Genomic DNA, 19,559 nt, shown 5'->3' with positions numbered 1-19,559 from the left:
CGCTCACTGGGACGCGAAGATCGTCTTCTTCTGGCGCTCGATGGACGAGAGCAGGCTGTCCACGCCCTGGGGGTTCTGGAGGAACTTCTGCAGCCCCGGCTGCATCACCGTGGAGGTGAAGTCGGGCCGGGAGTCGCGGTCCATGAACTGGGTGAGGTTCTTGGCGGCGCCGATCATCTCGAACGCCTTCTTCTGCAGCGGCGAGTAGGCCGAGGTGGAGGCCTTGTTGGAGGCGGCGACCACGCTCGGGTCGGTCTTGAGGTACGTCTCCTCGGCCGCCGGGCTGCCCAGGTACTCCATCAGCTTCAGGACACCGTCGTGGTTCTTCGGGGACTTGCTGACCATGAAGCCGTCGGTCGGCGCCTCGACCGTCTCCTGGCCGTACGCGGAGTTGATCTCCGGGAAGGGGAAGAAGTCCAGGTCGTCCAGGTCGGCCTTGTTGGTGAACTGCTGGGCCACGAAGGAACCGAGGAGGTACATGCCGGCCTTCTTCGCGACCAGCGTCTGCGCGGCGTCCTCCCAGGTACGGCCCATGAAACCGTCCTGGTGGTAGGGCAGGATCTCGGCCCAGTGGTCGAAGACGGCCTTCACCTTGGCGTCGGTCCAGGAGGCCTTGCCCGTCATCAACTGGACGTGGAAGTCATAGCCGTTGAGCCGGAAGTTGATCTGGTCGAAGGTGCCCATCGCGGGCCACGCGTCCTTGTCGCCGAAGGCGATCGGGACCAGGCCGTCCTTCTTCATCTGCTTGCACAGCGCGACGAAGTCGTCCCAGGTGGCCGGGATCTTGTAGCCGTGCTGCTGGAAGACGCTTCTGCGGTAGAAGATCGCCCAGGGGTAGGTCGTCACCGGCACGAAGTAGTACTTGCCGTCCGCGCCCTTGCTGAGCTTCTTCATCGCGTCGGGGAAGTTGTCCCCGATCTTCGCCCAGACGTCGTCGACCGGTGAGGCCAGGCCCTTCGCCGCGAAGAACTGCATGCGGTAACCGGCGAACCAGTTGAAGACGTCGTCCGGGGTGCCCTGCAGATACGAGTTGATCTGCTCCTGGAAGGTGTTGTGGTCCTTGGTGTTCACCTTGACCGTGAGGCCGGACTGCTTCTTGAAGTCGGCGTAGACGCTTTCGAAGGCCTTCTTCGGTACCGCGTCCGAGGCGTTGGAGCCGACCGTGACGGTCTTCGGGTCGGAGGAGGAACCGCTGCTCCCGCAGGCGGACAGCAGGGGGATGCCGGCCCCGGCGAGCAGGACGGCGCCGCCCGCTCCGCGGAGCAGTGAGCGTCGGCTGGGACCCGGGACGGAAACACCGGAGGGCGAGAGGCGCATGGCGGCTCCTGAGGAATGCAGGGCTCGGTCAAGGGTTTGAGTTGATCACCGAAAGGTTGTCGAAACCGCTCAGAAACCAACTCGACCGAACATCGTGGGCGTCATAACACCCCCATGTCCGCTCATGCGTCAATAGGTCGGCTCGCACTCGGGGGTCTCTTGCCCGAAACGTAATCGTCATCGTCACCTGCGACTTCGGTGACGTGCGGGCGGAGTTGCGGGAGTCAGGGCCTGACCAGCAGCTGGAAGTCGAAGGCGTAGCGCGAGGCCCGGTAGACATGGCTGCCGTACTCCACCGCCCGGCCCGTGTCGTCGTACGCCGTGCGCGTCATGGTGAGCAGGGCCGCGCCCTCCTTCTCGTCCAGCAGGCCGGCCTCGTCGGCGGTGGCGCTGCGCGCCCCGATGGACTGCCGGGCGCTGTGCAGCACGATCCCGGCGGACCGCAGCATCTCGTACAGGCCCGTCGACTCCAGCCGCTCCGTGGGGAGTTCGAGCAGTGCGGGCGGCAGGAAGTTGCACAGGAACGCCACCGGCTGGCCGTGGGCCGAGCGCAGCCGCTCCAGTACGGTGACCTCGGCGCCCTCCGCGATGTCGAGCGCCGCGGCCACGTCGGCGGACGCCGCGATCCGCTCGCCCCGCAGCAGCCGGGTGGTCGGGCCCTGTCCGGCCGCGGCGAGGTCGTCGTAGAGGCTGCTGAGCTCCAGGGGGCGCTTGACCTGACTGTGCACGACCTGCGTGCCGACGCCTCGGCGACGTACCAGCAGGCCCTTGTCGACCAGGGACTGGATGGCCTGGCGGACGGTGGGACGGGACAGGCCGAGCCGTACGGACAGGTCGACCTCGTTGCCCAGCAGGTTGCCGGGGGCGAGCGCCCCCTGCTCGATGGCGGCCTCCAGTTGCTGCGCGAACTGGTAGTACAGCGGTACCGGACTCGTGCGGTCCAGGGCGAACGTGAGGCTGTCGAGCGCCCGGTCACCCGGTGCCGTTCGCTGCGGTGTGCGGTGTACTGGGCTCATGCCTGTCAGGTGTAGGCCCGCGAAGGTCCAGATGTCAACGCTTTGTACTTACATTCGGACCTGTTCGTGAAATGATGTCTTAACAAAGTATTGACAGCGGGCTCACCAGGGACTTGGATCCCGTCCCAACGCATCAGCGTCCTTCCCCCGTCGCACGCACAGTGAGGTGCTGGAAAGATGGACCGCTCTTCTCCCTCCCGCTTTCGCCGATCGGCCCCCTTCGTGGCGGTGGCCGCGGCGGCGGCCCTCACCCTCGCCGGGTGCGCCAGCGCCCACGGTGGGAAAAAGGCCGAGGAGGCGGCCCAGAACGCCTCGGCGGGCAAGGCCAACACCCCTCGGATGACCGTCGCCATGGTCACGCACCAGGCGCCCGGCGACACCTTCTGGGACACCGTCCGCAAGGGCGCCGAGGCGGCCGCCGCCAAGGACAACATCAAGCTGGTCTACTCCGCCGACCCGAACGCGGGCAACCAGGCCAACCTGGTGCAGAACGCGATCGACCAGAAGGTGGACGGCATCGCGGTCACGCTGGCCAAGCCGGACGCGATGAAGAGCGTCATCGGCAAGTCCGAGCAGGCGGGCATCCCGGTGGTGGGCCTCAACTCGGGGCTGAGCGACTGGAAGCAGCTCGGCCTGCTGTCGTTCTTCGGCCAGGACGAGAGCGTCGCGGGCGAGGCGTTCGGCGACAAGCTGAACACGACCGGCGCCAAGAAGATCGTCTGCGTCATCCAGGAACAGGGCAACGTGGGTCTCACCCAGCGCTGCGACGGGGTGCAGAAGACGTTCAAGGGCACCACTGAGACCCTGTACGTGAACGGCACCGACATGCCGTCCGTGCGGTCGACGATCACGGCGAAGCTGAAGCAGGACAGCTCGATCGACACGGTCGTCACCCTGGGCGCCCCCTTCGCCCTCACCGCCGTGCAGTCGGTGGGCGACGCGGGCAGCAAGGCCAAGGTCGCCACGTTCGACCTGAACAAAGACCTCGTCAAGGCCGTCCAGAACGGCAGCATCGAGTTCGCCGTCGACCAGCAGCCCTACCTCCAGGGCTACCTGGCCGTCGACGCACTGTGGCTCTACAAGAACAACGGCAACTACAGCGGCGGCGGCGTCCAGCCGGTGCTCACCGGCCCTGCCTTCGTCGACAAGTCCAACGTCGACAAGGTCGCCGCGTTCGCCGCGAAGGGGACCCGGTGATGAGCATGGCCCAGCACGCCGAGCCGGCCGTGGGGACGACACCCCCGGCCTCCGGTCCCCGGACGACCGACGGCCGCACCGCCCGGCGCCCCCTGGCGCTGCGCCTGCTGGCCCGGCCGGAGGTGGGCGTCTTCCTCGGCGCCGCCGCCGTACTGGTCTTCTTCCTGGCCGTCGCGCCCTCGGTCCGCCAGGGCAGCTCGATGGCGACGATCCTCTACCAGTCCTCGACCATCGGGATCATGGCCCTGCCGGTGGCCCTGCTGATGATCGGCGGCGAGTTCGACCTCTCCTCCGGCGTCGCCGTGATCTCCTCCGCCCTCACCGCGAGCATGCTCAGCTACCAGCTGACCCTGAACGTGTGGACGGGCGTGATCGTCGCCCTGGCCGTCTCCCTCGCGATCGGCTTCTTCAACGGCTGGGTCGTGGTGAAGACGGGGCTGCCCAGCTTCCTGGTCACCCTGGGCACCTTCCTGATCCTCCAGGGCGTGAACCTGGCGGTGACCAAGCTCGTCACCGGAAACGTCGCCACCGACGACATCAGCGACATGGACGGCTTCGACCAGGCCAGGAAGGTCTTCGCGTCGTCGTTCGACGTCGGCGGGGTGCAGGTGAAGATCACCGTGGTGTGGTGGGTGGTCTTCGCGGCCATAGCCACCTGGGTGCTGCTGCGCACGAAGTACGGCAACTGGATCTTCGCGGTCGGCGGCGACAAGGAGAGCGCGCGGGCCGTCGGTGTCCCGGTGACGTTCACGAAGATCTCGCTGTTCATGCTGGTCGGCTTCGGCGCCTGGTTCATCGGCATGCACCAGCTGTTCTCCTTCAACACGGTGCAGTCCGGTGAGGGCATCGGTCAGGAGCTGCTCTACATCGCCGCGGCCGTCATCGGCGGCTGTCTGCTGACCGGCGGCTCGGGTTCGGCGATCGGCCCGGTCTTCGGCGCGTTCATGTTCGGCATGGTGCAGCAGGGCATCGTGTACGCCGGCTGGAACCCCGACTGGTTCAAGGCCTTCCTCGGCGTGATGCTCCTCGGCGCCGTCCTGATCAATCTGTGGGTCAGCCGCGCGGCGACCCGGAGGTGAGAGCGATGACTGACAACAAGGCAGCCGCCCACGGCGCCGTGCTCGCCGACACCCCGCCCGCGGGCGAGGGGGCCCTGGTCGAACTGCGGGGCGCGGGCAAGTCCTACGGCAACATCCGCGCGCTGCACGGCGTGGACCTCACCGTGCACGCGAACAACGTGACCTGCGTGCTCGGTGACAACGGCGCCGGCAAGTCCACCCTTATCAAGATCATCTCGGGTCTGCACCAGCACACCGAGGGCGAGTTCCTGGTCGACGGCCGGCCGGTGCGCTTCAGCAGCCCGCGCGAGGCCCTCGACAAGGGCATCGCCACCGTCTACCAGGACCTGGCGACGGTGCCGTTGATGCCGGTGTGGCGCAACTTCTTCCTGGGCTCGGAGATGACGAAGGGCCCCTGGCCGGTCCGGCGCCTGGACATCGCCGGGATGAAGGCCACGGCGGACGAGGAACTGCGCAACATGGGCATCGTCCTGGACGACCTGGAACAGCCCATCGGCACCCTCTCCGGCGGCCAGCGCCAGTGCGTCGCCATCGCCCGCGCCGTCTACTTCGGCGCCCGCGTCCTGATCCTCGACGAGCCGACCGCCGCGCTCGGCGTCAAGCAGTCCGGCGTGGTCCTGAAGTACATCGCCGCCGCGCGCGACCGCGGCCTCGGCGTCATCTTCATCACCCACAACCCCCACCACGCCTACATGGTCGGCGACCACTTCAGCGTCCTGCGCCTCGGCACCCTCGAACTCTCCGCCGAGCGTGCGCAGATCAGCCTGGAGGAGCTGACCAACCACATGGCAGGCGGCGCCGAACTCGCCGCGCTCAAGCACGAACTGGCCCAGGTACGCGGCGTCGACACCGAGGAACTCCCCGAGGAGAGCGACCTGACCGCACCCGTGGCGACCTCTCCGGAAGGAAACACCTGACCATGGCGCACCCCACCCCGCTGGACCGCATCCGGGTCGGCTCGGCTCCCGACTCCTGGGGCGTCTGGTTCCCCGACGACCCGCAGCAGGTTCCCTGGGACCGCTTCCTGGACGAGGTCGCCGAGGCGGGCTACGAGTGGATCGAACTCGGCCCCTACGGCTACCTCCCCACCGACCCGGCCCGCCTGCGCGACGAGCTGGCCCGGCGCGATCTGAAGGTCTCGGCGGGCACGGTCTTCACCGGCATGCACCGCGGCCCCTCCGTCTGGGACGCGACCTGGGCGCACGTCAGCCAGGTCGCCGAGCTCACCCGGGCCACGGGCGCGCGGCACCTGGTGGTCATCCCCTCCTTCTGGCGGGACGACAAGACCGCCGAGATCCTGGAGCCGGCGGAGCTGACCGCCGAGCAGTGGGCGCACCTGACCAAGGGCATGGAGCGGCTCGGGCACGAGGTCAAGGAGACGTACGGCCTGGACATCGTGGTCCACCCGCACGCCGACACCCACATCGACACCGAGGACCACGTCGAACGGTTCCTGGACTCGACCGACTCCGAGCTGGTCAACCTCTGCCTGGACACCGGGCACTACGCGTACTGCGGCGGGGACAGCATCAAGCTGATCGAGACCTACGGCGAGCGCATCGGCTATCTGCACCTCAAGCAGGTGGACCCGGAGATCCTCGCCGACGTCCGGGCGAAGGGCACCCCCTTCGGACCGGCCGTCGCGCAGGGGGTGATGTGCGAACCACCCGCCGGCGTGCCGGAGCTGGGACCCGTCCTCGAGGCGGCACAGCGGCTGGGCGCGGACCTGTTCGCCATCGTCGAGCAGGACATGTACCCGTGCGAGCCGGACCGGCCCCTGCCGATCGCGGTCCGCACCCGCAGGTTCCTGCGCTCCTGCGGGGCCTGAGCGAGCGGCGCGGTCACGGGCATTCCTGCGTGCCCCCGGTGGATTCGGTCGCACGGCGGCCGGGAACCAACCGGGGGCACGCGGGCGTTGTGGGGACGACGGGGGAGGCCCGCGCAGACGGGAGGACGCGATGACACACCGTACGCAAGCACGTGAGGCGCCCCGGGAGGCCGACGGCGCGGCGGCCTCGCGCCACGAACGCTTCGGCTCGCTGCCCGAGCGGATACGCCCGCAGGACATGGTGGAGAGCAGGCCGGCGACCTCGCCGGATCCGGCGCGGGACACGTACAACCCGGACGAGTGGCTGGTGCGCTACTGCCTCTGAGCGGCACCGGGCGGGTACGCGTCAGGGGTACGGCGGTGCTCGCCGTACCCCTGACGCGTACCCCCGGGAGGTCAGGCCTGCCGCACCTCGGCGATCGTCACCGGGCGGTGCTCGTGCAGGGACAGCGTGCAGGCCTCGGCGATCCAGCCGGCCTCGAGGGCGTCCTCGACGGTGCAGGGGGACGGGCGGGTGCCGGCCACGACCTCCGTGAACGCGCTGAGTTCGGCGCGGTAGGCGTCGGTGAAGCGGTCCATGAAGAAGTCGTGCGGGGTGCCGCCCGGGAAGGTCACGCCCGGCTCCACCGAGCGCAGCGGGAGCTTGTCGTCCAGACCGACGGCGATCGAGTCCGTGAAGCCGTGCAGCTCCATGCGGACGTCGTAACCCCGGGCGTTGTGACGGGAGTTGGAGACGACCGCGATCGTGCCGTCGTCCAGGGTGAGGATCGCGCCGGTGGTGTCGGCGTCGCCCGCCTCCTTGATGTAGTCGGCGCCCCGGTTGCCGCCGACCGCGTACACCTCGGTGACCTCGCGGCCCGTCACCCAGCGGATGATGTCGAAGTCGTGCACGGAACAGTCGCGGAAGATCCCGCCCGACGCGGCGACGTAGGCGGCCGGCGGCGGCGCCGGGTCCAGGGTCGTGGAGCGGACCGTGTGCAGCGCGCCCAGCTCGCCCGCCCGCACGGCTGCCCGGGCGGCGGCGAAGCCCGCGTCGAAGCGCCGGTTGTAGCCGATCTGGATGGGCACGCCGCTGCCTCGGACGGCCTTGAGCACGTCGACGCCCTCGCTCATCGTCCTCGCGACGGGCTTCTCGCAGAAGACCGGGACGCCGGCCTCGACGCCGGCCAGGATCAGGGCGGGGTGGGCGTCGGTGGCCGCCGCGACCACGATGCCGTCCACGCCGGCGGCCAGCAGCGCCTCCGGCGAGTCGACGACCGTGGCGAACTCGGCGCCGAACTTCTCGGCGGCGGCCTTGGCCGCGTCCGCGAACGGGTCGGTGACGACGAGCGACTCGACGGCGTCGAGGCGGGAGAGGGTCTCGGCGTGGAAGGCGCCGATGCGGCCGAGGCCGAGGATTCCGATACGCATGAGGGGTGCTGCTCCTAGGGGGTCGCGGGGGTGGGTGCGGAGGGATCTAGTCAAGGCCGCCGAGCACGTTCTGGTCCCAGTCGATCACCGAGCCCGTGACCACGCCCGAGCGGTCGGACAGCAGGAAGACGACGAAGTCGGCGATTTCGTCCGGCTGGCCGAGCTTGCCCATCGGCAGCTTCGCCGCCGCCTGTTCGCGCCAGTCGTCGCCCGCGCCGTGGAAGGCGCGCTGGGTGGCGTCCTCGCCCTCCGTCGCCGTCCAGCCGATGTTCAGGCCGTTGATCCGGATCCGGTCGAAGCGGTGGGCGTGCGCCGCGTTCCGGGTCAGGCCCACGAGGCCCGCCTTGGCGGCGACGTACGGCGCGAGGAACGGCTGACCGCCGTGCGCCGACGAGGTGATGATGTTGACGATCGTGCCGGGCGCCTTGCGGGCCACCATGTCGGCGACCGCCGCCTGCATCGCGAAGAACGGCGCCTTGAGGTTGATCGCGATGTGCTGGTCGAACAGCTCCGGCGTGGTGTCCAGCAGCGTGCCCCGGGAGGTGAGGCCCGCCGAGTTCACCAGGCAGTCGAGGCGGCCGTGGGCGTCCACCACCTCGGCGACCGCCGCCTTCGCCCGCGCGGCGTCCGCGAGGTCGGCCCGGACGAACATCGCCGTGCCGCCGGCGGCCGCCAGCTCGCTCACCAGCGCCTCACCCGGCTCGCTCCGCCGGCCCGTGAAGGCCACGGTGGCGCCCGCGCGGACGGCGGCCCGCGCGATCGCGGCCCCCACACCCCGGCTGCCGCCGTTGACGAGCACCACCTTGCCGTCGAGAAGTGCGTCACGTCCCATGATCTGCCTGCCCTTTCAGCTCTCGCGCCGCTCGGTGCCCGCCCGCAGTGCGGCCCGCAGCCGCTCCGGCTCCCATCCCTCGCGCACCGCGCGCCGCACCAGGTCCGCCGGCGAGGGCGGGGCCAGGCCGTCCACCGGCGGGTCGCTGTCGAGGTTGGTCGGGAACGGATAGCCCTCGGCGCTCGCCGCGATCACATGCTCCAGCCACGCCTCGCCGACGCCCTCGGCCGCGCGCCGCAGCAGCACCGGGAACACCGCGTTCGCCACCGCCTCGCGGTCCACCGTCTCCATGGCCCGCCCGAACACGGACGAGATCTGGAGCAGATTGGCGGTGCGCCGTACGCCGGCCGTGCGGTTGCCGCCGGCGGCGTGGAACAGCGCGGGGTTGAAGAACACCGCGTCGCCCTTGGCGAGCGGCAGCTGGACGTGGTGCTCCTCGAAGTACGCCTGGAACTCCGGCAGCCGCCAGGCCAGATAGCCCGGCTCGAACAGCTGGGAGTACGGCAGGTACAGCGTCGGACCCGACTCCACCGGCATGTCGCAGTGGGCGACCGCGCCCTGGAGCGTGAGCACGGGGGAGAGCCGGTGCACGTGCGCGGGATAGGCGGCCGCGACCGCGTCGCTCAGGAGGCCGAGGTGGTAGTCGCGGTGCGCCCGCTGTCCGGCGCCGCCCGGGTTGACCACGTTGACCTGCGAGGTCACCTGGTAGCCCGGGCCGAGCCAGGCGCCCGACACCAGCGCCAGGACGTCGTTGGCGTAGTAGTCGGCGAACGCCTCCGGGTCGTACAGGGCCGCCTTCTCCAGCGCGTTCCACACCCGGTCGTTGGCGCCCGGCTTCGCGAAGTGGTCGCCCGTGGCGGCACCGGAGGCGCGCTGGTCGGCGATGAGCGCCTCGAAGACGGCGGTGAGCCGGTCCACGACCGCCGCGTCCGCGAAGGCACCCCGTACGACGACGATGCCGGGACCGTCGGCGAGGGCCCGCACCAACTCGGCGCGCAGCGCGCCCCGGTCACCGGCCGAGCACAGCCGTTCGGCGTCGTACAGCAGGACGCCGTCGCGCACGGACGTGGCGTGCGGGTGGTCGGCGAGTCGGGTCGTGCGGTCGACGAGGGCGCGGAAGGTGTCGAGGTCGCAGTCCTGCTCGGACAGCCAGGCGCGGCCTGGTGCGGAGGCGACGGACATGGGTGTCCTCATTTCGGGGATCAGGGCGTCGAGCGGGTCGGGGACCGGGGCGTCGGGCCGCGCGAGCGGCTCGGTGCTGTCATTCTTGTCCTGACAAACCCCTCGAACAACCAGCAGCCAGCCATCAAAAACCCCTCAAGGAGCCGGAGCATGGGCCATCCGTTCCCGATCCGGGAGATCGCACGTCAGGCGGGCCTCAGCGAGGCCACCGTGGACCGCGTGCTGAACGGCAGGGGAGGGGTGCGCGAGAGCACCGCGCAGGAGGTGCACCGGGCCATCGCCGACCTCGACCGGCAGCGCACCCAGGTCCGGCTGGTCGGCCGTACGTTCATGGTCGACATCGTGGTGCAGGCGCCCGAGCGGTTCTCGACCGCCGTCCGCGCCGCCCTGGAGGCCGAACTGCCCGCGCTGCATCCGGCGGTACTGCGCTCCCGCTTCCACTTCCGCGAGACCGGCCCGGCCGCCGAGCAGGTCAGGACGCTGGACCGGATCGCCCGGCGCGGCTCGCAGGGCGTGATCCTCAAGGCCCCCGACGTCCCCGAGGTCACCGCAGCCGTGGGCCGGCTCATGGCGGCCGGCATTCCCGTCGTCACCCTGGTCACCGACCTGCCCGCGAGCGGCCGGCTCGGCTGCGTCGGCAGCGACAACCGGGCCGCCGGCGCCACCGCCGCCTACCTGATGGGCCAGTGGCTCGGCGACCGCCCCGGCAACGTCCTCACCAGCCTCAGCAGCGGATCCTTCCGCAACGAGGAGGAGCGGGAGATGGGGTTCCGCAGCGTCATGCGGGCCCGGTACCCCGAGCGGACGCTGGTGGAGGCGGCCGAGGGGCAGGGCCTGGACGCCACCCAGTACGACCTCGTCCGCGCCGCGCTGGCACGCGACCCCGGGATCCGCGCCGTGTACTCGATCGGCGGCGGCAACGACGCCACGCTGCGCGCCTTCGCCGACCTCGGCCGGGAGTGCGCGGTGTTCATCGCCCACGACCTGGACCACGAGAACACCCGCCTGCTGCGCGAGCACCGGCTGTCCGCCGTGCTCCACCACGATCTGCGCCAGGACATGCGCGAGGCCTGCCACCTGGTCATGCGGGCGCACGGCGCGCTGCCCCCGGCAGCACCGCCGCCGCCCTCCGCGATCCAGGTCGTCACGCCGTACAACATGCCGGCCCAGCCGGGGGAGTGAGGAGAACGGTGACGCGTACCGCACGCGTGGAGCAGGTCACGATCGAGGGGGTCGCGCTGCTCGCGACCCTCGTCCCCGGCGACGGCGTCGGGCTGCTGGCGCTGCACGGCAGCAACGAGGGCGGCACCGCCGAACTCGCCGGGATCCTGGCCCGGCGCTGCGGCGCCACCAGCCTGGTCTTCACCCAGCCGGGAAACCCGCGACCGGTGCACATCACGTCACCGCGCATGGCGGTCGAACACTGCGCGCTGCTGCGGGAGTTCCTTTCGCGGGTCTCCCTCACGGTGTCCCTGCACGGTCACATGCGCGCACCGCACACGGTCTTCCTCGGCGGCCGCAACCGGGCGGCGGCCCGCGTCGTGGCCGCGGCGCTGGCCGCCCGCGCCCCGCACTTCCCGGCGGTCACCGACCTCACGGCGATCCCGTCCGACCTGCGCGGCCTGCACCCCAGGAACCCGGTCAACCTGACCCGACTCACCGGCGTCCAGGTGGAGTTGCCCCTGCCGGCCCGCACGAGCGGCGGCACGAACCGTCCGCCGGACGCGGTGGTGGAGGCGCTGGCGGCGGGGGTCGAGACGCTGGGCCACGGGGGCGCGGGAAGCCACGCCGACGTGCCGGCCGAGTTCACAGACTGACCGCGTACGCCTTGCGCAGCGTCTCGTGCACCGTCCACCGCGTCCGGTCGCCCTCCCGCAGCACCGCCATGTCCCCCGGCCCCACGCTCAGCGTCGCCCCGCCCTCGACCTCGATCGTCGCCGAGCCGCTGATCACCACGAACACCTCGTCCGCCTCCGTGTCCGTGACCACGCCCGGGGTGATCTGCCAGATCCCGCGGATCCGCCTGCCGTCCGGCGACTCCCAGACGACCTTTCCGCTGACCTGAGGGTTCCCGGAGACGATCTGCTCCGGGGCGAGGGGCTCGGGTTCGAGGTCGGCGTCCGGGATGTGGAGCGCGAAGCTGTGCGTCATGAGGCGACCCTAGCCAGCGCGCCGGGCGGGCCGGGGGCGACAGGGTGTGGGGCATCGGGGCCGGTCACGGGACACTTCGTCGGGGGCCACCGCTGGCGGCGGTGCCGGGCCCGGGGGACCGTGGGGAGCATGGCTGACTCCACGGCGGCCGCCGCCGAGCCCGGCGCGCCGCAGCCGCACCGGCAGCACAGCACGCGCGAGGCGGTCCTCTTCGGCGGGGTCTACGGCGCCGTCCTCGCCAGCTCGATGGTCGCCGCGCTCTCCCAGTACGGCCACACGAGCCCGGCCGGCCGCCGCTACGACGCCCTCTGGCTGCTGGTGACCGCGTTCGCCTCCGCCCTGGCCCACGGCTACGCCCACTACATCGCCGAACGCGCCCCGCACCGCCGCTGGGACGCCCTGCGCGCCATGCGCGACGAGTGGCCGCTGGTCACGGCCGTCCTGCCGACGGTCTTCGTCCTCGCGGGCGCGGGCTGGGGCTGGTGGCCCCCGAAGGGCCTGGTGTACCCGGCCTTCCTCCTCAACCTCGTCATCCTCTTCGGCCTCGGCCTGATCACCGCCCGCTGGTCGGCCCGCCGCTGGCCCACCGCGATCCTGATGGGGCTGGGGGACGCGCTGCTCGGGATGGTCGTGGTGGTGGCGAACGCGCTGATCAAGTAGGCGCCCGCGAGAGGCTCAGCGGCCGGTGCGCACGCCGTCCAGGGCGATCGCGAGGACCCGGTCGCGCTGGGCGTCGTCATCGAACACCGTGGCCGTGATCCCCGCGACCATCCGCAGCAGGTCGGTGAAGTCCATGTCCGGCCGGGCCACGCCCGCCCGTTGCGCGCGCTCCAGCAGCGGGCCCCCGGCGGAGTACATCGAGTCCCGGCAGGACTGGAAGATCTCCGACTCGTCGTTGAGGGCCTCGCGCACCGCGCGCTTGGTGACCATGTACCCGGCGAACCGGTCCAGCCAGGCGGTCAGCGCCTCCCACGGCTCCCGGTCGGCGACCTCCAGGGCCGCCGCGCACAGGGCGTTGACCTCGTCGGCGTAGACGCACTCGAACAGATCGCGGCGGGTGGGGAAGTTGCGGTACAGCGTGCCGATGCCGACGCCCGCGCGGCGCGCGACGTCCTCCAGGGAGGCGTCCGAGCCGTGCTCGGCGAACGCCTCGCGGGCGGCCGCGAGCAGCGCGTCGTAGTTGCGGGCGGCGTCCTTGCGGTGCGGCCGGCGGGCCGCCACGAGCTCGCCGACGGGGAACGGCGTGGCCGTCACGGCTGCCTCCTGAGGAACATGGACGACGGGACGATCCGGAGGATCACCTCCGAATCTTGAAGCGGAGGTACGCCTCCGCTAGAGTGGAGGAGCACCTCCACTTTAGCAATCGCTCGTGCACCCCACACTTCCCCGTCCCGGTTTTCCGGAGAGGCTCCGCCATGCCCCGCACGTCCACCCGCCTCACCTTCGCGGTCCTCGCGACCGGTGCGGGCGTGTTCTCCATGCTCCAGTCGCTCATCGCGCCGGCCCTGCCGACCGTCCAGCACGCCCTGCACACCTCCCAGTCCACCGCGACCTGGGTGATGACGGCCTATCTGCTGTCCGCCTCGGTCTTCACCCCGATCCTCGGCCGGGTCGGCGACCTCGCCGGCAAGAAGCGCACGCTCGTCGCCGTCCTGCTGACCGTCCTCGCCGGCTGCCTCGTGGCCGCGCTCGCGCCGGACATCGGCGTGCTCATCGTCGCCCGGGTCGTCCAGGGCGTCGGCGGCGCCCTCTTCCCGCTGTCCTTCGGCATCATCCGGGACGAGTTCACCGCGGCCGAGGTCGGCACGAGCATCAGCAACCTCTCCGCGGTGATCGCCGCCGGCGGCGGGGTCGGCATGGTGGCCGCCGGCCCGATCGTCTCCGCGCTCGACTACCGCTGGCTCTTCTGGATCCCCGTGGCGATCGTCGCCGCGACCGTGCTGATCGCCGTGCGCTACGTCCCCGAATCCCCCAGGCGGGCGCAGGGGGCGGTGAGTTGGGCCGGTGCCGCGCTGCTCTCCGCGTGGCTGGTGGCCCTGCTGCTGCCGCTGAGCCAGGCCGGGCAGTGGGGCTGGGGCTCGGCGAAGGTGCTCGGCCTGTTCGCCGCCGCCGTCGTGCTGTTCGCCGTGTGGCTGACCGCCGAGGCCCGCTCCCGCAGCCCGCTGATCGACCTGCGCGTGATGCGGCTGCCTGCGGTGTGGACGACCAATGCGGCCGCCCTGCTCTTCGGCGCCGGCATGTACGCGATCTGGTCCTTCCTGCCCGGCTTCGTCCAGACCCCGACCACCGCCGGATACGGCTTCGGCGCCAGTGTCACCGCCTCCGGGCTGCTCATGCTGCCGATGCTGCTCGCGATGTTCCTCTCCGGTGTCCTCTCCGGCCGCCTGGAGCCCCGCGTCGGCGCCAAGGCGCTGCTCACCACAGGCGCCGCACTCGGCGCGCTGGCCTGCGCGTTCCTCACCTTCTGGCATGACGCGCAGTGGCAGACAGCCGTGGTCGCGGGCGTCTTCGGCCTGGGCATCGGGCTCGCCTTCGCCTCGATGGCCAACCTGATCGTCGGCAGTGTCCCGCCCGAGCAGACCGGCGCCGCGACCGGCATGAACGCCAACATCCGCACCATCGGAGGCTCCATCGGCGCCGCTCTCACCAGCGTCCTGGTGACCGGTCGCCTCCAGCCCTCCGGCCTGCCCTACGCCTCCGGCTACACCCACGGCTGGGCGCTGCTCGCCCTCCTCTGCCTGGCCGCGGCCGGCGCCGCCCTCCTGGTCCCGGCCCGCCGCCCAGGCCGTACACCGGCACCCGCCGCGACGGAGGTGACGCGGGCACCGGCACGGGTGCGGTAAGGTTGACCTGCGTGATCACGCGGGGCACCCCGGGTGGATCGCAACGGGACGTGGCGCAGCTTGGTAGCGCACTTGACTGGGGGTCAAGGGGTCGCAGGTTCAAATCCTGTCGTCCCGACTTGCGAAAGCGCAGGTCAGAGGCTGTTACGGGTTTCCCGTAACAGCCTCACGTGCTTTCTCGGGTACCGGCGAGCCGGAGCCGTCCGGCGAAGCGCCGTTGTGGGCGGGGCTGTTGCTGACGGCGAGGCCGCCGACGCGCTCGGCCTGATCCGGAGCCGGGCAGCGCACGACGCGGACGCGCGGCAGCGGCTGGTCACCGGGCCGGTGCCACCTGATCAGGAGACCGATGCGCAGGACGCGCTGAGCGCCGCGCGGGAACGGATCGCCGCCGCCCCTGACAGGGACTGCCCATGAGGCGGCGCCGACCTGCTCGCCCGCCTCGGCCTACGACGCGCTCCGCCGACGGCGGGCCGCCAGCACCGCGTAGCCGAGGACGCCGGCGAACAGGAACAGCGTGCCCTGGTAGACCGCCGCGTAGCCGGCGCCCGCCATCAGCCACAGGGAGAAGCCGGCGGCGACCGTGGTGATCACCGCGTCCCGTACCAGCCGGGAGCGGTTCACCGACTCGCCCTTGCCGGAGACCAGGTGGAAGAGCTGCGCGGCCGTCGCCAGCAGGTAGGGCACGGTCGCCGTGAACGTGGTGACCAGGACCAGCACGTCGAAGACCCTGGTCGAGCCCGACAGGTAGTTGTACGCGGTGAGCAGCGAGGCGAGGACGGCCGTGACGGCGACGCCGAAGGTCGGCACGCCCCGGCGGCGCCGGGCGAAGGCGGCCGGGAACAGGCCGTCCTTGGCGGCGGCGTACGGGGTCTGGGCGCTGAGCAGCGTCCAGCCGTTGAGGCAGCCGGTCATCGAGATGACCGCCGCCACCGCCACCGCCGTACCGCCCCAGCCGCCGCCGAACATCGCGGTCACGGCGTCCGAGAACGGCGCGGTGGAGTGCACCAGCCGGTCGTGCGGGACCGTGCCGAAGACGGACAGGGTGCCCAGCAGGTACACGACGGCGGCGCCCGTGGTGCCGATGACCGTCGCGCGGCCCACGTTGCGGCGGGCGTCCCTGACCTCGCCCGCGCTGACGGCGGCGGACTCCACGCCCAGGTAGGAGAAGAGCAGCAGGGCGGCGGAGGCGGACACCGCGCCGACCGCGCCGTGACCGCTGGAGTTGAACGGGCCCATGCGGGACGGGTCGAAGAAGAACAGCCCGCCGACCGCGACGAGCAGCAGCGGCACGAACTTCAGCACCGTGGAGACGAGTTGGACGGCGCCCACGTACCGGGTGCCGGCGAAGTTGGCGAGGGCCGGCAGCCAGAGCAGGACGAGGGCGGTCAGGCACGCGGACCAGTGGCTGCCACCCACCGGGAGCACCACGTTCAGATAGCCGACGGCGGCCACGGCGAGCGCGGCGTTCGACACCCAGCCGGTGATCCAGTACGACCAGGCGGTCAGGAAGCCGGCGAAGTCGCCGAAGGCCTCGCGGGCGTAGACGTACGGCCCGCCGGTACGCGGATCGCGCGCGGCGAGGCGGCCGAAGACCAGGGCGAGGGCGATGGCGGCGACGGTCAGCACGCCGAAGGCGATCAGGCTGACCGTGCCGTAGGGGGCGATGGAGGCGGGAAGCGTGAAGATCCCGCCGCCGATGATGTTCCCCATGACCAGCGCGGTGGCGACCGGGAGGCCGAAGCTCCGGGAGTGCTTGCCGGCGCCGCCGGGGTCCGTGGCGTCCGTGGTGTCGGCGGGTGTGGTGTCGACGGCCGTGGCCATGTGGGTGGTCTGCCTCTCATCGAACAGATGTCCCGGGATCGCCGGAACGGGAGTATGGTCCGGGAAGCTCCCACCAACCGCAAAATTGCCGGTCCTTGTCGCGTCCGGCCGGGGCGATGACGTAAAAAATGCAGCGCAAGAGTGCCTGAGCCGTGAAATATGCTGTGGCGCCCTCGGCTGCCTAGTCGCTGTCTCCGCCCGCCGCCCACAGGCTGCGGACATGCCCCAGGTGGCGGGTCATGATCTCGACGACGGACCGCTCGTCGCGTTCCAGCAGGGCGTCGAGGAGTTCGAGGTGTTCCTGGGCGGAGGCGAGCAGCCGGCCCGCCCGCACCAGGGCGGTCAGGCCGTAGAGGCGGGAGCGGCCGCGCAGGTCGGCGACCACCTCGACCAGGTGGGCGTTGCCCGCCAGGGCCAGCAGACCGAGGTGGAAGCGGGTGTCGGCCTCCACGTAGGCGATCAGATCGCCGGCCGCCGCCGCGGTGACGATCTCCCGGGCCGCCGGCCGCAGCGCCTCCAGCGAGACCCGGTCGGCCGTGCGGGCCAGGGCGGCCACGGTGGGGATCTCGATCAGCGCGCGGATGTGCGTGTACTCGTCCAGCTGCCGGTCGGAGACCGCGGTGACCCGGAAGCCCTTGTTGGGCACGGTGTCGACCAGGCCCTCCTTGGCGAGGTCCAGCATCGCCTCCCGCACCGGTGTCGCCGAGACACCGAAGCGGGCGGCGAGCGAGGGCGCGGAGTAGACCTCGCCCGGCCGCAGCTCACCCGCGATCAGCGCGGCGCGCAGCGCGTCGGCGACCCGCTCCCGGTAGCTGCTGCGCCGGCCGCCGAGCCGGGGGAGCGCCGGCAGACCCGAGTCCGGGTCCGGCTTGTGCTGTTCCTGTGCCATGTCACGCATCACCGCGCGGATTCTAGAGGATGTCGGGAGGGCGTCTAGAGGACGAAGCCCGCCGGGAAGGGGTCGGTGGGGTCGAGCAGGTACTGGGCGGTGCCGGTGATCCACGCGCGGCCGGTGAAGCTCGGCAGCACGGCCGGGACTTCGGCCACCTCGGTCTCGCCGAGCAGGCGTCCGGTGAACCGGGTGCCGATGAAGGACTCGTTCACGAACTCGGTGTGCAACGGCAGTTCGCCGCGCGCGTGCAACTGCGCCATGCGCGCACACGTACCCGTGCCGCACGGCGAGCGGTCGAACCAGCCCGGGTGGATGACCATCGCGTGCCGCGAGAGCCGCGCGGTGGCGCCGGGCGCGTAGAGGTGCACATGGTGGCAGCCGCGGATCGACGGGTCCTCGGGATGCACCGGCTGCGCCTCGGAGTCGATCGCCTCCATCAGCGCGAGACCGGCCGCGAGGATGTCGTCCTTGCGGGCGCGGTCGAAAGGGATGCCGAAGGCGTCGAGGGGGAGGATCGCGTAGAAGTTGCCGCCGTAGGCGAGGTCGTAGGTGACCGTACGGCCGTCCGGCAGGGTGATCTCGCGGTCCAGGGCGACGGCGAACGAGGGCACGTTCCTCAGGGTCACGTGCCGTGCGGCACCGTTCTCCACCGCCACCTCGGCCACCACCAGCCCCGCCGGGGTGTCCAGCCGGATGGTGGTCACCGGCTCCACGACCTCCACCATGCCGGTCTCGACCAGTACGGTCGCCACCCCGATCGTGCCGTGCCCGCACATCGGCAGATAGCCCGAGACCTCGATGTAGAGAACCCCCCAGTCGCAGTCGGGACGGCTCGGCGGCTGGAGGACCGCGCCGCTCATCGCGGAGTGGCCGCGCGGCTCGTTCATCAGCAACTGCTTGATCGGGTCGCGGTGTTCGCGGAAGTACAGCCGCCGTTCGTTCATCGTCGCACCGGGTACGGTGCCGATCCCGCCGGTGATCACGCGGGTCGGCATGCCCTCGGTGTGCGAGTCGACGGCGTGCAGGACGAGCTTGCTGCGCATGGTCCGACTCCCTCCTGCGCGGGGTGGGTGCTCAGGCGAGGCCCGCGGCGGCGGCCTTCTCGGTGGCCGCGCGGACCGCGGCCGCCTGTTCCGGCAGCAGCGGGACACGCGGCGGGCGCACCGGGCCGCCGTACCGGCCGACGACGTCCATGGACAGCTTGATCGCCTGCACGAACTCCGTCCGCGAGTCCCAGCGCAGCAGGGGATGCAGCCGCCGGTACAGGGGGAGGGCGGTGGTGAGGTCGCCGGCCGCGGCGGCGCGGTACAGCTGCGCCGAGGCGCGCGGCAGCGCGTTGGGGTAGCCCGCCACCCAGCCCTTGGCACCGGCCACCGCCAGCTCCAGCAGGACGTCGTCGGCGCCGATCAACAGGTCGAGTTCCGGGGCGAGTTCCGCGAGGCGGTAGGCGCGGCGGACGTCGCCCGAGAACTCCTTGACCGCGTGGACGTGGCCCTCGCCGTGCAGCCGGGCGAGGAGTTCGGGCACCAGGTCGACCTTCGTGTCGACCGGGTTGTTGTACGCCACCACCGGCAGGCCGGACCGGGCGACCTCCGCGTAGTGGGCGAGCACCGAGCGCTCGTCGGCACGGTAGGCGTTGGGCGGCAGCAGCATCACCGACGCGCAGCCCGCCTCGCCCGCCTGCTCGGCCCAGCGCCGCGCCTCGGCGGAGCCGTACGCGGCGACGCCCGGCATCACCCGCTCCCCGCCGATCGCCGCCACCGCCGTCCGCACCACCCGGGCCCGCTCCTCGGGGGTGAGCACCTGGTACTCGCCGAGCGAACCGTTGGGCACGACGCCGTCGCAGCCGCTGTCGACCAGCCAGGAGCAGTGCTCGGCGTAGCGGTCGTGGTCGACGGAGAGGTCGGCGCGCAGGGGAAGCGCGGTGGCGACGAGGACGCCGCGCCAGGGGCGGTTCTCCGGGTGGGTCATGAGCGGTCCCCAATCAATGA

At 71.5% G+C, this 19,559-nt stretch carries 20 protein-coding genes and 1 tRNA gene; 10 read left to right on the top strand and 11 right to left on the bottom strand.

The features are described from left to right. Positions 1 to 3: 3 nt before the first annotated feature. Together BIV23_RS23725 and BIV23_RS23720 are read right to left on the bottom strand one after the other, a co-directional pair. Entirely contained in the window at positions 4 to 1,317 is a 1,314-nt protein-coding gene (locus tag BIV23_RS23725; protein WP_071382957.1) for an ABC transporter substrate-binding protein, read from the bottom strand. 224 nt (positions 1,318 to 1,541) lie between these two features. Beyond that, positions 1,542 to 2,333 (bottom strand): GntR family transcriptional regulator, encoded by a 792-nt coding sequence (locus BIV23_RS23720; RefSeq protein ID WP_071382956.1) that lies wholly within the window; start codon positions 2,331 to 2,333, stop codon positions 1,542 to 1,544. A 177-nt stretch (positions 2,334 to 2,510) separates the two neighbouring features. Between BIV23_RS23720 and BIV23_RS23715 the strand changes: the two genes are divergently transcribed. The 5 genes from BIV23_RS23715 to BIV23_RS23695 all read left to right on the top strand — a co-directional run bounded on the left by BIV23_RS23715 (position 2,511) and on the right by BIV23_RS23695 (position 6,762). Beyond that, positions 2,511 to 3,530 carry a sugar ABC transporter substrate-binding protein gene (locus BIV23_RS23715; protein ID WP_071382955.1) on the top strand — a complete coding sequence of 340 codons (1,020 nt, stop codon included), beginning with the start codon at positions 2,511 to 2,513 and terminating at the stop codon, positions 3,528 to 3,530. Further along, the gene (locus BIV23_RS23710) at positions 3,530 to 4,609 is read left to right on the top strand and encodes an ABC transporter permease (protein WP_071382954.1); all 1,080 of its coding nucleotides are present in this window, start codon (positions 3,530 to 3,532) and stop codon (positions 4,607 to 4,609) included. The genes BIV23_RS23715 and BIV23_RS23710 overlap by 1 nt, the downstream gene beginning before the upstream one ends. A gap of 5 nt (positions 4,610 to 4,614) precedes the next feature. Beyond that, positions 4,615 to 5,526 carry an ATP-binding cassette domain-containing protein gene (locus tag BIV23_RS23705; RefSeq protein WP_071382992.1) on the top strand — a complete coding sequence of 304 codons (912 nt, stop codon included), beginning with the start codon at positions 4,615 to 4,617 and terminating at the stop codon, positions 5,524 to 5,526. Positions 5,527 to 5,528: 2 nt separating this feature from the next. Continuing rightward, positions 5,529 to 6,437, top strand: coding sequence for a sugar phosphate isomerase/epimerase family protein (locus BIV23_RS23700; protein ID WP_071382953.1), 909 nt, complete (start codon positions 5,529 to 5,531; stop codon positions 6,435 to 6,437). 130 nt (positions 6,438 to 6,567) lie between these two features. Further along, positions 6,568 to 6,762 (top strand): hypothetical protein, encoded by a 195-nt coding sequence (locus BIV23_RS23695; protein WP_071382952.1) that lies wholly within the window; start codon positions 6,568 to 6,570, stop codon positions 6,760 to 6,762. Positions 6,763 to 6,833: 71 nt separating this feature from the next. Here the strand turns inward: BIV23_RS23695 and BIV23_RS23690 are convergent, their stop codons facing one another. Genes BIV23_RS23690 through BIV23_RS23680 form a run of 3 tightly spaced genes read right to left on the bottom strand, consistent with a single transcriptional unit; the run spans position 6,834 to position 9,861 of the window. Then, a complete protein-coding gene (locus BIV23_RS23690) occupies positions 6,834 to 7,847 on the bottom strand; it encodes a Gfo/Idh/MocA family protein (protein ID WP_071382951.1) in 1,014 nt (337 codons plus the stop codon). Between the two features lie 46 nt (positions 7,848 to 7,893). Further along, positions 7,894 to 8,679, bottom strand: a complete 786-nt coding sequence (locus BIV23_RS23685) for an SDR family oxidoreductase (RefSeq protein ID WP_071382950.1) — start codon at positions 8,677 to 8,679, stop codon at positions 7,894 to 7,896. A 15-nt stretch (positions 8,680 to 8,694) separates the two neighbouring features. Then, on the bottom strand, positions 8,695 to 9,861 hold the full coding sequence (locus tag BIV23_RS23680) for a phytanoyl-CoA dioxygenase family protein (protein ID WP_071382949.1): 1,167 nt from the start codon (positions 9,859 to 9,861) through the stop codon (positions 8,695 to 8,697). Positions 9,862 to 10,011: 150 nt separating this feature from the next. Between BIV23_RS23680 and BIV23_RS23675 the strand changes: the two genes are divergently transcribed. Both BIV23_RS23675 and BIV23_RS23670 read left to right on the top strand, forming a co-directional pair. Next, a complete protein-coding gene (locus tag BIV23_RS23675; protein WP_071382948.1) occupies positions 10,012 to 11,043 on the top strand; it encodes a LacI family DNA-binding transcriptional regulator in 1,032 nt (343 codons plus the stop codon). A gap of 8 nt (positions 11,044 to 11,051) precedes the next feature. Continuing rightward, positions 11,052 to 11,678 carry a poly-gamma-glutamate hydrolase family protein gene (locus BIV23_RS23670; RefSeq protein ID WP_071382947.1) on the top strand — a complete coding sequence of 209 codons (627 nt, stop codon included), beginning with the start codon at positions 11,052 to 11,054 and terminating at the stop codon, positions 11,676 to 11,678. On the opposite strand, the gene BIV23_RS23665 is transcribed toward BIV23_RS23670, so the two are convergent. After that, complete coding sequence (locus tag BIV23_RS23665) at positions 11,668 to 12,012, bottom strand: cupin domain-containing protein (RefSeq protein ID WP_071382946.1); 345 nt, start codon at positions 12,010 to 12,012, stop codon at positions 11,668 to 11,670. The genes BIV23_RS23670 and BIV23_RS23665 overlap by 11 nt on opposite strands. A gap of 129 nt (positions 12,013 to 12,141) precedes the next feature. Here BIV23_RS23665 and BIV23_RS23660 point away from each other — a divergent pair, with 129 nt between their 5' ends. Continuing rightward, a complete protein-coding gene (locus tag BIV23_RS23660) occupies positions 12,142 to 12,672 on the top strand; it encodes a hypothetical protein (RefSeq protein ID WP_071382945.1) in 531 nt (176 codons plus the stop codon). Between the two features lie 15 nt (positions 12,673 to 12,687). Here BIV23_RS23660 and BIV23_RS23655 read toward each other — a convergent pair whose 3' ends face one another. After that, complete coding sequence (locus BIV23_RS23655; RefSeq protein ID WP_071382944.1) at positions 12,688 to 13,266, bottom strand: TetR/AcrR family transcriptional regulator; 579 nt, start codon at positions 13,264 to 13,266, stop codon at positions 12,688 to 12,690. A gap of 161 nt (positions 13,267 to 13,427) precedes the next feature. Here BIV23_RS23655 and BIV23_RS23650 point away from each other — a divergent pair, with 161 nt between their 5' ends. Further along, on the top strand, positions 13,428 to 14,855 hold the full coding sequence (locus BIV23_RS23650; RefSeq protein ID WP_071382943.1) for an MFS transporter: 1,428 nt from the start codon (positions 13,428 to 13,430) through the stop codon (positions 14,853 to 14,855). Positions 14,856 to 14,899: 44 nt separating this feature from the next. Continuing rightward, positions 14,900 to 14,973 (top strand) — tRNA-Pro (locus tag BIV23_RS23645). A 326-nt stretch (positions 14,974 to 15,299) separates the two neighbouring features. Here the strand turns inward: BIV23_RS23645 and BIV23_RS23635 are convergent. The 4 genes from BIV23_RS23635 to BIV23_RS23620 all read right to left on the bottom strand — a co-directional run bounded on the left by BIV23_RS23635 (position 15,300) and on the right by BIV23_RS23620 (position 19,539). Continuing rightward, positions 15,300 to 16,676, bottom strand: coding sequence for an amino acid permease (locus BIV23_RS23635; RefSeq protein ID WP_071382941.1), 1,377 nt, complete (start codon positions 16,674 to 16,676; stop codon positions 15,300 to 15,302). 181 nt (positions 16,677 to 16,857) lie between these two features. Continuing rightward, positions 16,858 to 17,574, bottom strand: a complete 717-nt coding sequence (locus tag BIV23_RS23630) for a GntR family transcriptional regulator (RefSeq protein ID WP_425443516.1) — start codon at positions 17,572 to 17,574, stop codon at positions 16,858 to 16,860. Positions 17,575 to 17,609: 35 nt separating this feature from the next. Further along, positions 17,610 to 18,611: a proline racemase family protein gene (locus BIV23_RS23625; RefSeq protein ID WP_071382939.1), complete on the bottom strand. Its 1,002-nt coding sequence runs from the start codon at positions 18,609 to 18,611 to the stop codon at positions 17,610 to 17,612. Between the two features lie 31 nt (positions 18,612 to 18,642). After that, the gene (locus BIV23_RS23620) at positions 18,643 to 19,539 is read right to left on the bottom strand and encodes a dihydrodipicolinate synthase family protein (protein WP_071382938.1); all 897 of its coding nucleotides are present in this window, start codon (positions 19,537 to 19,539) and stop codon (positions 18,643 to 18,645) included. Between the last annotated feature and the right edge of the window lie 20 nt (positions 19,540 to 19,559).

This window comes from Streptomyces monashensis, assembly GCF_001866665.1.
Lineage (GTDB): Bacteria > Actinomycetota > Actinomycetes > Streptomycetales > Streptomycetaceae > Streptomyces > Streptomyces monashensis.
The sequence above is the reverse complement of the archived record's forward strand: the minus strand, read 5'-3'. Positions and strand labels throughout refer to the sequence as shown.